At 46.1% G+C, this 13,390-nt stretch carries 14 protein-coding genes; 7 read left to right on the forward strand and 7 right to left on the reverse strand.

Annotated features, from left to right (window positions below; all coding sequences use genetic code 11):
• The first annotated feature begins 4 nt into the window (after nucleotides 1-4).
• Genes PGR09_RS00955 through PGR09_RS00985 form a run of 7 tightly spaced genes read left to right on the forward strand, consistent with a single transcriptional unit; the run spans nucleotide 5 to nucleotide 6,779 of the window.
• A complete protein-coding gene (locus PGR09_RS00955; protein WP_430915732.1) occupies nucleotides 5-721 on the forward strand; it encodes an ABC transporter ATP-binding protein in 717 nt (238 codons plus the stop codon).
• Nucleotides 696-1,346 carry a hypothetical protein gene (locus PGR09_RS00960; RefSeq protein ID WP_047044475.1) on the forward strand — a complete coding sequence of 217 codons (651 nt, stop codon included), beginning with the start codon at nucleotides 696-698 and terminating at the stop codon, nucleotides 1,344-1,346. The genes PGR09_RS00955 and PGR09_RS00960 overlap by 26 nt, the downstream gene beginning before the upstream one ends.
• Nucleotides 1,347-2,657, forward strand: a complete 1,311-nt coding sequence (locus PGR09_RS00965) for an ABC transporter permease (RefSeq protein ID WP_289577466.1) — start codon at nucleotides 1,347-1,349, stop codon at nucleotides 2,655-2,657.
• Nucleotides 2,658-2,665: 8 nt separating this feature from the next.
• Nucleotides 2,666-3,454, forward strand: coding sequence for an outer membrane lipoprotein-sorting protein (locus PGR09_RS00970; protein ID WP_047044472.1), 789 nt, complete (start codon nucleotides 2,666-2,668; stop codon nucleotides 3,452-3,454).
• Nucleotides 3,455-3,507: 53 nt separating this feature from the next.
• Nucleotides 3,508-4,839 carry a hypothetical protein gene (locus tag PGR09_RS00975; RefSeq protein ID WP_047044556.1) on the forward strand — a complete coding sequence of 444 codons (1,332 nt, stop codon included), beginning with the start codon at nucleotides 3,508-3,510 and terminating at the stop codon, nucleotides 4,837-4,839.
• 13 nt (nucleotides 4,840-4,852) lie between these two features.
• Nucleotides 4,853-5,782 carry an ACP S-malonyltransferase gene (locus PGR09_RS00980; RefSeq protein ID WP_047044468.1) on the forward strand — a complete coding sequence of 310 codons (930 nt, stop codon included), beginning with the start codon at nucleotides 4,853-4,855 and terminating at the stop codon, nucleotides 5,780-5,782.
• Entirely contained in the window at nucleotides 5,721-6,779 is a 1,059-nt protein-coding gene (locus PGR09_RS00985; RefSeq protein WP_226473586.1) for a hypothetical protein, read from the forward strand. Before PGR09_RS00980 ends, PGR09_RS00985 begins: the two co-directional genes overlap by 62 nt.
• Nucleotides 6,780-6,825: 46 nt before the next feature.
• Here PGR09_RS00985 and PGR09_RS00990 read toward each other — a convergent pair whose 3' ends face one another.
• From PGR09_RS00990 to cyoB, 7 genes are all read right to left on the reverse strand, one after another.
• Nucleotides 6,826-7,152, reverse strand: coding sequence for a hypothetical protein (locus PGR09_RS00990; RefSeq protein ID WP_047044462.1), 327 nt, complete (start codon nucleotides 7,150-7,152; stop codon nucleotides 6,826-6,828).
• A gap of 263 nt (nucleotides 7,153-7,415) precedes the next feature.
• A complete protein-coding gene (locus tag PGR09_RS00995) occupies nucleotides 7,416-8,783 on the reverse strand; it encodes an MFS transporter (protein ID WP_047044459.1) in 1,368 nt (455 codons plus the stop codon).
• Between the two features lie 201 nt (nucleotides 8,784-8,984).
• Nucleotides 8,985-9,317, reverse strand: coding sequence for a hypothetical protein (locus tag PGR09_RS01000; protein ID WP_045390848.1), 333 nt, complete (start codon nucleotides 9,315-9,317; stop codon nucleotides 8,985-8,987).
• A 239-nt stretch (nucleotides 9,318-9,556) separates the two neighbouring features.
• Entirely contained in the window at nucleotides 9,557-10,444 is an 888-nt protein-coding gene (cyoE, locus tag PGR09_RS01005) for a heme o synthase (RefSeq protein ID WP_045390845.1), read from the reverse strand.
• A gap of 11 nt (nucleotides 10,445-10,455) precedes the next feature.
• Complete coding sequence (locus tag PGR09_RS01010) at nucleotides 10,456-10,785, reverse strand: cytochrome o ubiquinol oxidase subunit IV (protein WP_015704585.1); 330 nt, start codon at nucleotides 10,783-10,785, stop codon at nucleotides 10,456-10,458.
• Nucleotides 10,785-11,396 (reverse strand): cytochrome o ubiquinol oxidase subunit III, encoded by a 612-nt coding sequence (locus PGR09_RS01015; RefSeq protein ID WP_015704586.1) that lies wholly within the window; start codon nucleotides 11,394-11,396, stop codon nucleotides 10,785-10,787. Before PGR09_RS01015 ends, PGR09_RS01010 begins: the two co-directional genes overlap by 1 nt.
• Entirely contained in the window at nucleotides 11,386-13,377 is a 1,992-nt protein-coding gene (cyoB, locus tag PGR09_RS01020) for a cytochrome o ubiquinol oxidase subunit I (protein WP_015704587.1), read from the reverse strand. The genes PGR09_RS01015 and cyoB overlap by 11 nt, the downstream gene beginning before the upstream one ends.
• Nucleotides 13,378-13,390 lie beyond the last annotated feature (13 nt).

Consider the following 13,390-nt stretch of genomic DNA (forward strand, 5'->3'; position numbering starts at 1 on the left):
CCCTATGCGCAGCAATATAACAGAATTACCTGATATATCTCTGTACGGTATACATAAATCTTATGGTCCTCAGGATAACATTACTATTGCACTGAATGATATTAATATGGATATTGTAAGAGGTGAGTTCGTAGCATTATGTGGCCCTTCGGGAAGCGGTAAGAGTACCTTGCTTAATATACTTTCAGGTATTGATAAACCAACGGCAGGTAATGTTTTTTTTCTTGGCAAAAATCTAAATGCGCTGTCTGAAAAGAATTTGGCGCGACTCCGTAGTCATCATTTAGGGTTTATTTTTCAGTTTTTCAATTTAGTCCCGGTACTAAGTGTTTTTGATAATGTTTTTTATCCCCTGATGCTAAATGGGCATTTCAATGCAAAAGAGGCGAAAGCACGGAGTCTACATTTCCTCGATAGTGTGGGCTTAGCCCACTTAGTTGGGCGAAAGCCAGGCCAATTATCAGGCGGACAACAACAGCGGGTCGCGATAGCAAGGGCGTTAGCGCATAGTCCTGAAGTCGTTGTTGCCGACGAACCGACCGGAAATTTGGATCTGGCCACTGGAGAAGCGATTCTTGACCTGCTGCTTGACATTAATCGGCGCACAGAGACGACGTTTATTATCTCCACTCATTCGACTCAACTACAAGAGCGAGCTCGTCGGAGAGTGGAAATTAAAGATGGAGCAATAATATATGATTCAGCGAAGCAATCTTTGTAGAGTTTTGCTTCTGTGTTTAACCACAGTTATATTTTCAGCATTCGCTGAATCGATACCCACACCTGTTTCGGATCGTGTTTTACAGGATGGGTTACCAGGTGAGCCAAAAGCATTAGCATCGGTCACAGCAAATTTGCTTAAAGAATATGAACGCACTAATAACGTTGGCGTGCTGATCTTTTATTCATGGGGGATGCTGCGGCAAGCAGCTTATTACCTGAGTGTTAATGATCTGATTCACGCCTCTGAATATGCAAAGACAGGATTCTTCTATATGGATGAGTCGGTAGATGTCAATGAAGATAATTTGCTAATCAGATATTTGCGTGCGCGTGTTGATGCCTGGCTTCCGGGTAATTTGGGGCGCTGCGTGATTACGATTGAAGATACCGACTTGCTGATGAGGAATAGAGATAAATTCAGCGTCGAGATTGTTCGGAAGATTAACGAGATGCGTTTACGAGCTCTCCATCAGTGCCATAGCAAACCACAAGAAGAACAATTCCTTCAGTATCTGAGAAGCGTAGGGCAAAACCTTAAAATCGATTATGCAAATAACAATCCGCCTGCGTGGGAAATGGCTGAAGTCGTGCAGGTTATTGTTCCGGTTATTAAAGGTGATTAAATGTCAAGGGATGTGATATTCATTAATGGTATTGTGGCGTTGTTATTGCTATTTGTAGTTTATAATATCATCTTCAATTATGGTGATGCTAAATTTTCATTCCTTAATTTGCTACGGCATCAGCGTAGAACCCTTTCTACTATTTTTGCAATTGTTTTAGGTGGTGGCGCTATATTTCTATATGGCGGTTTTATCAAATACTCTTTTTGGATACTCAAGGAGCAGACGATACGAACTAATGTTGGCCATGTGCAAATTTATAATAAATCCTACTTTGAAACGGCTAATAAGAATAAAAGCCTTATTTCTGACTACATTTCACTAAAGCATAATATATTACAAAATGCCTATTTTTCTAATGCAATTTCGACAATTTCAGGTCAGCTAGAGTTTAGTGGGATTATATCTCACTACGAAAGCGAAACGTCAAATTATTTTTCGGCGCAAGGCATTGAACCATTACCATCTCTGAAGCTAGGAGCATTTGATAAGATAGTCTTTGGAAGCGATTTATCTCGCGTAAAACATAATGAAATTACCATCGGAAGCGGTTTGGCCAAAACACTTGATAGCCACTATGGTGACTGGCTCGATATCCTGGCGGTAAATGTGGCAGGAGGACAGGGCGCTATATCAGTCAAACTCCGTGGCATCTTTGAGTCGGGAATTAAGGATTATGATGATGTTGCACTAAAGATACCTCTTGATACCGCTCAGCGAATCATGGGTACGAATGGCGTCAGTAAAATAGTTATCTTATTAAAACATGATGATGTAGCGCCATTTGTTATTAAAATGAGAGAGTTTATCGCTCAACAGAATTTACCCCTTATCGTTAAGGACTGGAAGCAAAGCTCTATTTTTTACCAGCAAGTTGAAGGCATGCTTTCGGGTATCTATTTTTTTATTAAAGTCATAGTAGCACTTATTGTGATATTTATGATCGGTAATTCAATGACGATGAATATCGTTGAGCGGACTAAAGAGATCACGACACTACGAGCCATCGGTTTACAGTCCAGTCGTGTTACGCTTTTATTCTGGTTGGAAGGTATATATATAGGCATTTTGGGGGCAATCGGTAGCCTTGCTTTTGGTTATACCATTGCTGCGATTATTAATATTTCCGGCATTGCAATGCCTCCTTCTCCAGGGCAGTCAGTTGGATATACTGCATTTATTAAAAGCAATGACGCAGAGTTAATTTGGTTTACCTTGATGTTGCCAATTTTAACGTCAGCCCTGGCTTCTATCATTCCTGCATATCGTGCATCGCGGCTTAATATTACAGATGCATTTAAATCTTCATAGAGGGCAGTATGAGAATTGGCATGTGGTATTTATTATATTTGGCAGTATTACTGCATTCAGCTGCAGTGCAAGCGACAAAAATTGATCAGCAGGCTCTGGAGATTATTCGCAGGGCGGATGAAGTTCGTTCACCAAATGAACCTTTCCGCTATGAAGTGACCGTGTTGGAGTTTAAAGAGGGAGTGGATGAACCTGAAAATAAACAATCTCTCGATATTTCAATGCGATTTATTAAGCCGAGGAACGGTATTAAAGCTGACGCTCGTTCATTGATACGCTTTACTTATCCTCCGCGAGATAAAGGTAAAGTCATGTTATCTGATTGGTATGATTTATGGTTTTATACACCTGAGCTTCGAAGGCCAGTTCCCATTTCGCGTTCACAACGCTTAATAGGCCAGATCTCTAATGGTGATGTTATCGTAACGAACTTCGAATATGCCTATGATTCGACGCTGGAGGGTGAGGAGCCTTGTGGTGATAAAATCTGCTATCGGTTGTCTCTTATTCGTAAATCTGAGGCCGTTACTTATCCAAAAGTGATTTACCTGGTAGAAAAAAACGCCGAGTATCGACCATTTAAGGCATCATATTACTCACTTGATAATCAATTACTCAAGAGTGTTTTGTATAAAAACTATCAAATGGTATTGGGAATGTACCGGCCAACAGAAATTATTGTGCAGAATACTCGGTATGAAAAGGGATATTCTGTCATGAAGTATAGTAATGTTCGCCTTGAGTCCTTACCAGAATTTCACTTCACGAAGGAGTTCATTCAGAGGGAAGCAAAGTGAAATTGCTTCGGGCCGTATTACTATCAATTCTAACATTAATACCGTTGTTGGGGATGGCAGATTGTCTTACCGCGGATGAAATACAACAAAATGGTCAATTGGTTTTGATGGGGCAAACATCCTTTACACATAAAAATGAGTCTCTATGGCGCATCAGTGGATCTAACCCGTATACCACTGATAACGCCTATAATAATATTTCACTTAACGTCTCTAGCTCTTGTGACATTATTGATGATGTGTTGGCTGTGGATTTTTCATTATATGGCTTTGGATATCATCCGATGAACGAGGTGGGGCCATTCGAAGAAGATGATAGTCGCTCTAAAATATTAATCGATAGGCTAAAGCTGAACGCAACATTATCTGAAAACGTCAGTCTCGAAGGCGGAAAACTTAGACCGCATTCCGGCGCTTTTCATTTAAGATCGCCTGCAGCATTGTTGACGACTTATTATGCCGGATTTAAACCTACCAGAATATTCGACCCCGGATTTAACTCCACCTATAATGAGCCGTTTTGGGGAGGGCGGATCTCAGAAGAGTTCCGCGATTATGCATTCTCATTTACCATCATACCCAAATTGGCGAGTATTGATGAATATTATGAGTCATCCAGCAACTGGACAGCCAATCAACGGAGCAACAGCAGTGAGTATTATTTATTAAGTTACTCCGATTATCGACTTGCTAATCATCGACTGGCAGCAGATGTGATGCTTGGCGATTCACCTTCGTTGGCCCTGGCGGATAGCTACAATATAACTCCTCAGTTTGTTGTCAACGTAGAGGCGGCTTTACACAAAAATCAACAGTGGCGGCATTTTTCCCGTGAAAAACGAGATGCAGTATTATCTGGAAAATATCCTTCATCGCTTTATGCTCAGGATGATAAAAAAAACTATGAATTAGCCGTTGGCGGCCAGTATACCACTGACCTTTTTAGTGTATTAGGTATCGAATACTATTATCAGAGTGAAGGATACTCAAAAGCGGCATGGCGAGAGCAGACCGACTTTATTAAACTATTAAGTAATAAAACTGGCTTGTCCAGTTTAGACAAAGTATTTGATGATTATAAATATCTGATGGGGTCAGAAATAAGTAATACAGGAAATAAAGGGATGTTACAAGGACGACATTATATTAATTCGTGGCTAAGTTTACAGAATACAGATCATTCAACTTTTCAGCCCTATCTGGTGATGAACTTAGTTGATGGTAGTGCATTAATTGGCACCCATTATATCAAGCCGGTAAAAGGGTTGGGCGAACGGGTAGAGATTTATTCGGGGTTTTATAGCGCATTAGGTCATCGTGATTCTGAGTTCGCACTTTTTGGCGAGACCCTCGGAGTCTATATTGGATTTAAATACTATTTATAAGGATATATTGTCTATGACAAAGTTATCAGAGCAACCATTGGTGCTTATTTTCGCCGGTCAGGGAAATCCTGTAATTGGAATGGGATCAGATTTATGGGATCTAAACGCAACCACCAGACAAATCTGGGATTGCGCTAGTGATGTAACAGGGTTGGATCTTCGTCGGTTATGTCTGAAAGGGCCAATGAATCGTCTGGTGAGAACGACGACACAGCAGGCAGCGGTGACGGCTATCAACGTTACGCTCTATAGTCTTTATGCTGAGCAATTCTCTGACGCTCACATCGTGGGTTCATGTGGGCATAGTGTTGGTGAATATAGCGCACTCTACGCGGCCGGCGCTTTAACGCTGGAGAATGTGTTCAAACTAATATCAGCGCGCTCAACTATCATGGATGATTTAAGTCATATTCGTAAAGGCGCAATGCTAGCGGTGAGAGGTGCTGATTATCAAACGATAAGCCAGTTGATTAACGATTCCGCAAGCCCGGTTGTGGTGAGTTGTGATAATAGTCCCTATCAGCAGGTGGTTGGCGGAACGCTGCCAGATTTAAGCGAATTCGCCGGGGTACTTATGGGAGCTGGCCTGGAAACGGTAAAGTTGGGCGTTAGCGGTGCCTGGCACACGCCACTAATGGCTGATGGAGTTCAACTTATGCGAGATGCCCTGGAGGTGGTGGAAATGGTACGGCCAAATTATCCTGTACTAATGAATGTTACCGGGCGCGAAGAAGGTGACCCTGAGATAATTAAAAACAACTTATCGTTGCATTTGACCCATACCGTACAATGGACAGCATCTATGACTGCTTTTTTACAACACACTCCCGTCGTCAGGTTCGTTGAAATCAGCAATAAAGCGTATCTTGGACAATTACTAAATGATTTCGATGATTTCTCGGCAGAGTATTTTATTCATTGTCGAAAAATATTGGGGGCGTAACGAGGCTAGCATGATTCCGGATTATTTAACTTTTATTCGTCGACAGGATCGTTCGCTTTTACCCTATTTGTACTTTATTTGTACGATGCTGATTGCATTCTACGTGAAAAACAGAGGGTATCTTTTGACCGTGGAAGATGCATTCCCTGTCAGCGCCATTTTTTCGTTAACTATGTTTAGCTTTGTTTATGAACTTAAAGCGTATTGGGCTTACAAATATGCGATAAAAAATATCAACTTTTCTTGGTTTCAGGGAAAAAAGTATTCGCAATGTGAGGCCATACTATGGCATCCGCTTGTTGCTACAGCTTGCTGTTTACTAGGGTGCTATCTGGTTGTGAAGGGATTTCTACTCTTCTTTTCAAGCATTCTCGCGATGGTCTGTATTGTCATCTTTGTGCCGATAATAGTCTATATGATGTGCTGGTTCGCCAGGAATTGTTACGTCAAACAGTTACAGCAGGCAACTGTGTATACGCTTAGATACCGTAATCTCCATCATTATGCTTGCTTAAATGTTACCGTAACTTTTATGACCAGTTTTCTGGTTATCAGCCCCTTAGTCGCGGATGAAGATTTTTCCTTATCCAATGGTTTTTTTTCTGCAAAGTTGATAGTTGCTATGCTGATTCTTTGTTCAGCGATACTGGCAGTTAATTTGATTTTTGCTCACCCATCCAGGCGTTATACTTTTTTAGGACGGCTTTTTCAGAAAGAGTTTGATGTGAACCTGGCTAAAACTATCCCATTTACCGTAATGTATAGGAAATCGCTATGGTTGCGGTTAGTTATTTTATTTATTCTTCAACTGTTATGGATCGTAATTTTTAGCCTGTTGCTGAAATTATTAGGGTGGGAAATGTATTTTTATTTCTATTTTATTTTATGCATGATACCGGCGATGGGATACTTTTATTTACATGTTTACTGGCGCTGGCATGATGATTACATGACGGCATGTGATATGTATCTCAGATGTGGCGAAAATAATAATTAACATCAGAAAATATGGCCAGTCAGAAAACTGACTGGCCATATGCTATTTAGCTCTGCAGGGCCTCAACAACACCACCCCAGTCAGTAGCAGCATTATAAACAAAGTTTGACCAAACCCCTGATTCAGCATACAGCAGGGAGTTGATATGGTCAGTTATAATGCTTCCCAGGCTAGATGGCGAACCGCCAAGAATATTAGAAACCAGATCAATAGTGGTTTCCAGAGCGGAGGAGGCCAGAATCATACCTGCGTTAATACCTGCTGCTACCAGGCCCAGCGCTGATTGAACGGTGAAATCAACCAAAGCGCAAGGCAGGTCGATAATGCCTGCACCAGAGACATATTCCATTTCGTTTGCGGTTAATTCTTTCATTTTTAATTCCATCCTAGATTAATGAATTGTTAATGATGTGCCTATGCACACCGGGCAATATACTAATCAGAGGGTTTTTTATATAATAGTGAATATTTAAATGATCTATTAGTTTTAATGTGAATTAAACTTCACAAAACAGAATTAGAAAAGTATGGGGGCTTATTACGTCAATTCATGTTTGATAAGAGAAGATACCCGAAGGTATCTTCTGTGTTGCCGCGCGTTCAACTTATTGTTTAGAGCATAGAAATGGGGGGCGATTACGAAGTTGCGATAATAGCCTGTTCAACCTCGAAGCGGTTGGTCACTTTGCTGTCAATTTTTATGTAGGCTGAACGTTCTTCAGCGACAATCATGACCTGCTCAACGCCAGGTTTCGACAACAGACGGCGCTGTAGTTCATCATTAATGATGACTTCGTCCGGGATCTCAACTCGGAGACTGCTCACGTAAGGTGGTTCGCTCATCGTACTGGCAACCAGCAGCCATAACATTGCTAGCAGGGCCCCAAGCAGGAACACCGTTTGTGAATCAAAGAAACCATCGACCCAGCCGCCGAGGGCACCACCGATGGCCACGCCGATAAACTGGCTGGTAGAGTAAATACCCATTGCCGTGCCTTTATAACCTGCTGGTGATTCCTTGCTAATTAATGAAGGCAACAATGCCTCCAGCAGGTTAAAGGCGAGGAAGAACAGCTGCACGCCCGCGACCAGTTCCCAGAAATAGCCACCTGCTCCCCAGAGCACGATTTCAGCTATCAGTAGAAGAGCGACGCAGAACAGAAACACACGTTTCATCTTGCGCTTCACTTCCGCATAGATGATGAATGGCACCACGGCGACAAAGGAAATGACCATGGTCACCAGGTAAATTTTCCAGTGCTCGGCGGCCGGGAAACCCGCGGCCTCCAGTTGTCCTGGCAGCGCAACAAAAGTCGACATTAGCATGATGTGCAGACACATAATGCCGAAGTTCAGCTTGAGGAGTTTAGGTTCAGCAAGCACTTTGCTGAAGCAGCCCTTTACCATGCCAGATTCACGGTTCAGTACATGATTGTGGCTATTTGGTACTACCCATAGAGTCAGCAAAATACCGAGGCTGGCCAGAATAGCGATCATCCAGAATAGCGCATGCAACCCTAACTGGTGAGTGACAATAGGGCCGAGCACCATAGCGATAGCAAAGGTCACGCCAAAACTGACGCCAATGAAGGCCATGGCTTTGGTACGGTTCTGTTCGCGGGTTAAATCAGAAAGTAGTGCCATGACGGCGGCGGCGATAGCGCCAGAGCCCTGCAGCGCGCGGCCAAGAATAATGCCCCAGATAGAATCGGTCAGCGCGGCGATGATGCTGCCGATAACAAATATCAGCAAACCACCAATAATTAACGGCTTACGGCCAATGCGGTCAGACAGGAGGCCAAACGGGATCTGGAAGACGGCCTGGGCGAGCCCGTAAATGCCAATAGCTAAACCAATCAGCGCTTCACTAGCCCCCTGCAGCGCCATGCCATATGTGGTCAAAACAGGCAGGACCATAAACATGCCGAGCATGCGCAGTGAGAATACGGTCCCTAAACCCCAGGTTGCGCGCAGTTCTCCTGGCGTCATTTTGTTATCGTTCATTACCACCTCAATATAAAAACTGTGACTAGTGTAGTGGGGGGATAAGGACGCGTAAATAAATGTTTGTTTAGCAGATATTACGACTGTGTTGCGTAATAGAAGAAGGGATGAGAACCAGAGGCTAAAAGGGGGCAGAGCGAAATAAAAGATTAAAAACAAAGGAAAGGGCAGAAATGAAATCTGCCCTGATCATTATACCGATTAGGATGCAGCCTGATCCAGGAAGCTATTCCAGTCGGTTGCGGCGTTATTCACGAAAGTGTTCCAGCTGCTTCCAGCAGTGGAAACGAAGTTTGCCCAGTTTTCCTGACCGGTGCTGACTACGCTTTCCCAGTTTGTCTGCCCAAGAAGGAACTTGCCAAATTCAATCGCGCTATCGCCGACGAAAGAGGCAAACGCCAGACCGGAGGTCAGCGCAAATGAGGTAAACCCTGCCGCGGAATTAGCGACAAAGCTGGCGAAACCAGTTGCGGCGCTTACCAGGTTGAAACCACCTGAGACAGATTCCATTTCGTTGAATGTTAATTCTTTCATTGTTATTCCTTGCAGTTAAATCCATGTTTTATGTAGGCGTTTGCCTACGAGATAAGGCTAGCACTAACTTCAGTGATGGAGCGAGATAGGCGGCGGTTAGCGATGCTCATTTTTTTCTCAATTTTTAACAGCGTAATAGGTGAAGAAAATGAAGCAAAAGGGGAGGGGAGAGGGCAATTTCTCTAGATAAAAAAGCCCCCGCTTGCGGAGGCTTTTATCATTTCATATAAAGCGTAATCTTATCTGACGTAAGCCAGCAGATTATGTGAATCCGGGACCATGAAATCGACAGACATCATCACCGACAGGGCAGTGATGGCGACGATGGAAAAGACGAACAGCTTACGTGCCCAGACTTTATCATCCGCCACTTTATACCCACGTAATGCCATGCCAAGCCACCAGACGCTGACTGCGGCAGCTACGACCAGATATTTGTATCCGGCATAGCCCCCCAGAGAAAGCATCAGCGTTGCCACGGCAAAGGCCACGATGTACAGCGTGATATGATTTTTTGCGACGGAGATACCTTTCACCACCGGCAGAACCGGAATATTCGCCGCCTGATAATCCTTAAAACGGAAGATCGCGATGGCGTAGGAGTGAGGCATCTGCCACAGGCTAAAGATCGCCAGTAGAATCGCCGCGCCGCTGTCAAAATCACCGGTAACCGCGCAGTAGCCAATCACCGGCGGCGCAGCGCCGGAGAGAGAGCCAATCAGCGTGCCGTAGACGGAGTGGCGTTTCATGTACAGGCTGTAGACGCCGACATAAACCACGAACCCCATCACGCCCAGCCAGCAAGCCAACGGGTTGGCGCCGAACCACAGCAGCATGAAGCCAGCAATACCCAGCAAGGTGGCGTATACCAGCGATGATTCTGGCGAGATCAGCCCTTTGACCAGCACCCGGTTTTTCGTCCGTTCCATCTTACGATCGATATCACGGTCGATGTAGTTGTTGAAAACACAACCCGAGGCGACCACCAGGGATACTCCGAGGAGCGTCCAGACGAACAGCGGATAGTCGATGTGGCCTTTGGAGGCCAGCAGGAAACCGCCGATCACGGAGATCAGGTTGCCAAAAATGATGCCTGGTTTCGTTACTTGCAGGTATTGCTTAAACATACTCGCCGCTCTTAGTGCATCATCATGTTGTAGTTGAGGTTCCACATAATCCAGATGGAGCCGACAACTACGATAGCAATGATGATTACGGTGAAGATAAACGCGGTCAGGTTCCAACCTTCGTCAGATTTACTGTTCATGTGCAGGAAGTACACCAGGTGTACCAGAATCTGCACCACAGCCGTGACCAGGATGGTTCCCAGAATCGCTGCATGCGAGGCGGAGCCACTCATAACCATTGCAAACGGGATTGCCGTCAGAATGATCGACAGGATGAATCCTGTCATGTAGCTCTTCACGCTGCCGTGAGAAGCGCCGCTATGATCGGTAGAATGACTCATTACATCGCCCCCATCAGATAAACAACAGAGAACACGCAGATCCACACCACGTCCAGGAAGTGCCAGAACAGGCTCAGGCACATAATACGGGTACGGTTAGTGCTGGTCAGGCCGCGACGGGATACCTGAACCATCAGCACCGCCATCCACAGCAGACCGGAGGTGACGTGCAGACCGTGGGTACCAACCAGCGCGAAGAACGCTGACAGGAAGCCGCTACGGTCCGGACCCATCCCTTCAACAATCAGGTGATGGAATTCATAGATTTCCATCCCAACGAACCCTGCACCGAAGAGGAAGGTGAGGGCAAGCCAGGAAACGACCTGGCTCTTGTTGTTTTTGTACATGGCGATAGCCGCCATGCCATAGGTGATGGAGCTGAATAACAGCAGTGCGGTTTCAACCAGAACGAACGGCAGTTCAAAAATATCTTTACCCGCCGGGCCGCCAGCCGTGCCGTTCACCAGAACGGCATAGGTTGCGAACAGCGTAGCGAAGATAATGCAGTCGCTCATCAGGTAGATCCAGAAACCGAAGACTTTCATCGGTCCTGTATCATGGTGCCCGTGTTCATGCGCGTGGGCATTATGCGCAAGAGTATCAGTTGCCATTTTTCAGCCCTGCTTTGTTAATCTCATCGAAATGCTGATTTTCCAGTTTTTCGACTTCCGCAACCGGTACGTAGTAATCCACGTCCTCGTCAAAGCTCTTGATAATCCAGGTCACAACGATGCCGGCGAAACCAACAATCGCCATCCACCAGATATGCCAGATCATCGCGAAGCCAAACACCGTTGCGAATGCAGCAATGATGATGCCCGCGCCGCTGTTTTTCGGCATATGAATTTCTTCATAATGCGCAGGTTGCTTGTACGCTTCGCCTTTTTCTTTCATTTCCCAGAACGCGTCACGTTCGTGAACGTTAGGAACGACTGCGAAGTTATAGAACGGCGGTGGAGAAGAGGTTGCCCACTCCAGAGTACGGCCGCCCCATGGGTCGCCGGTCAGGTCACGGTTCTGATCGCGATCGCGGATAGAAACGTAGAACTGAATCAGCTGGCACAGGATACCGCAAGCGATCAGCGCCGCGCCGCATGCTGCAACAACCAGCATGGAGTGGAACTGCGGGTCGATGTCCTGGCTCAGACGACGGGTCATACCCATGAAGCCCAGCACGTACAGCGGCATAAATGCCACGAAGAAGCCGATGATCCAGAACCAGAATGCGCGTTTACCCCAGGTTTCGTTCAGGGTGAAACCAAAGGCTTTCGGCCACCAGTAGGTCAGACCTGCGAAGCAACCGAATACCACACCGCCGATGATGACGTTATGGAAGTGCGCAATCAGGAACAGACTGTTGTGCAGTACGAAGTCCGCGCCCGGTACCGCCAGCAGAACACCGGTCATCCCACCAACGGAGAAGGTAACGATGAAGCCGATAGTCCACATCATCGCCGAGTTGAAGACGATGCGGCCCTGGTACATGGTGAACAGCCAGTTGAAGATCTTAACCCCGGTCGGGATCGCGATAATCATGGTGGTAATACCGAAGAAGGCGTTTACGTTCGCGCCGGCACCCATGGTGAAGAAGTGGTGCAGCCAAACGATGAACGACAGAACGGTAATACAGACGGTTGCCCACACCAGCGAGGTGTAACCAAACAGACGTTTACGCGAGAAGGTCGCTGCGACTTCGGAGAAGACCCCGAATACCGGCAGAACCAGAATGTACACTTCCGGGTGACCCCAGGCCCAAATCAGGTTGATGTACATCATCATGTTGCCACCCATATCGTTGGTAAAGAAATGGGTGCCCAGGTAGCGGTCCAGGGTCAGCAGCGCGACGGTGACGGTCAGAATTGGGAAGGAGGCGATAATCAGGATGTTGGCGCACAGAGATGCCCAGGAGAATACCGGCATCTTGAACATGGTCATGCCAGGGGCACGCATCTTGATAATGGTCACAAAGAAGTTGATACCGGTCAGGGTAGTACCGATACCGGAGAGCTGCAGCGCCCAAATCCAGTAATCGACCCCTACGCCAGGACTGTATTCAATTCCCGAAAGCGGCGGATACGCCAGCCAACCGGTCTGTGCGAACTCACCGACGCCCAGAGACAGGTTAACCAGAATAACGCCCACAACGGTGAACCAGAAGCTCAGGTTGTTGAGGAACGGGAACGCAACGTCGCGTGCGCCGAGCTGAAGCGGAACCACCAGGTTCATCAGGCCGATAACAAACGGCATTGCCACGAAGAAGATCATGATAACGCCGTGGGCGGTAAAGATCTGATCGTAGTGATGAGGCGGCAGGAATCCTGCTTCCCCGGCAGAGGCCAGCACCTGCTGGCTACGCATCATAACGGCGTCAGCAAAGCCACGCAGCAGCATGACGATTGCCACGATAACGTACATGATACCGAGACGTTTGTGGTCGACGGACGTCAGCCACTCGTTCCATAGGTAGGACCACTTACCGAAGTAAGTGATCGCTGCCAGTATCGCCAGTCCCCCGACGATGATTGCAGCAACCGTTACCACGATAATTGGTTCGTGGTAGGGCACTGCATCCAGTGTAAGTTTTCCGAACATCGTTTTCTTCCTC

It is taken from the genome of Klebsiella sp. 141251, assembly GCF_050600725.1.
Lineage (GTDB): Bacteria > Pseudomonadota > Gammaproteobacteria > Enterobacterales > Enterobacteriaceae > Klebsiella > Klebsiella aerogenes.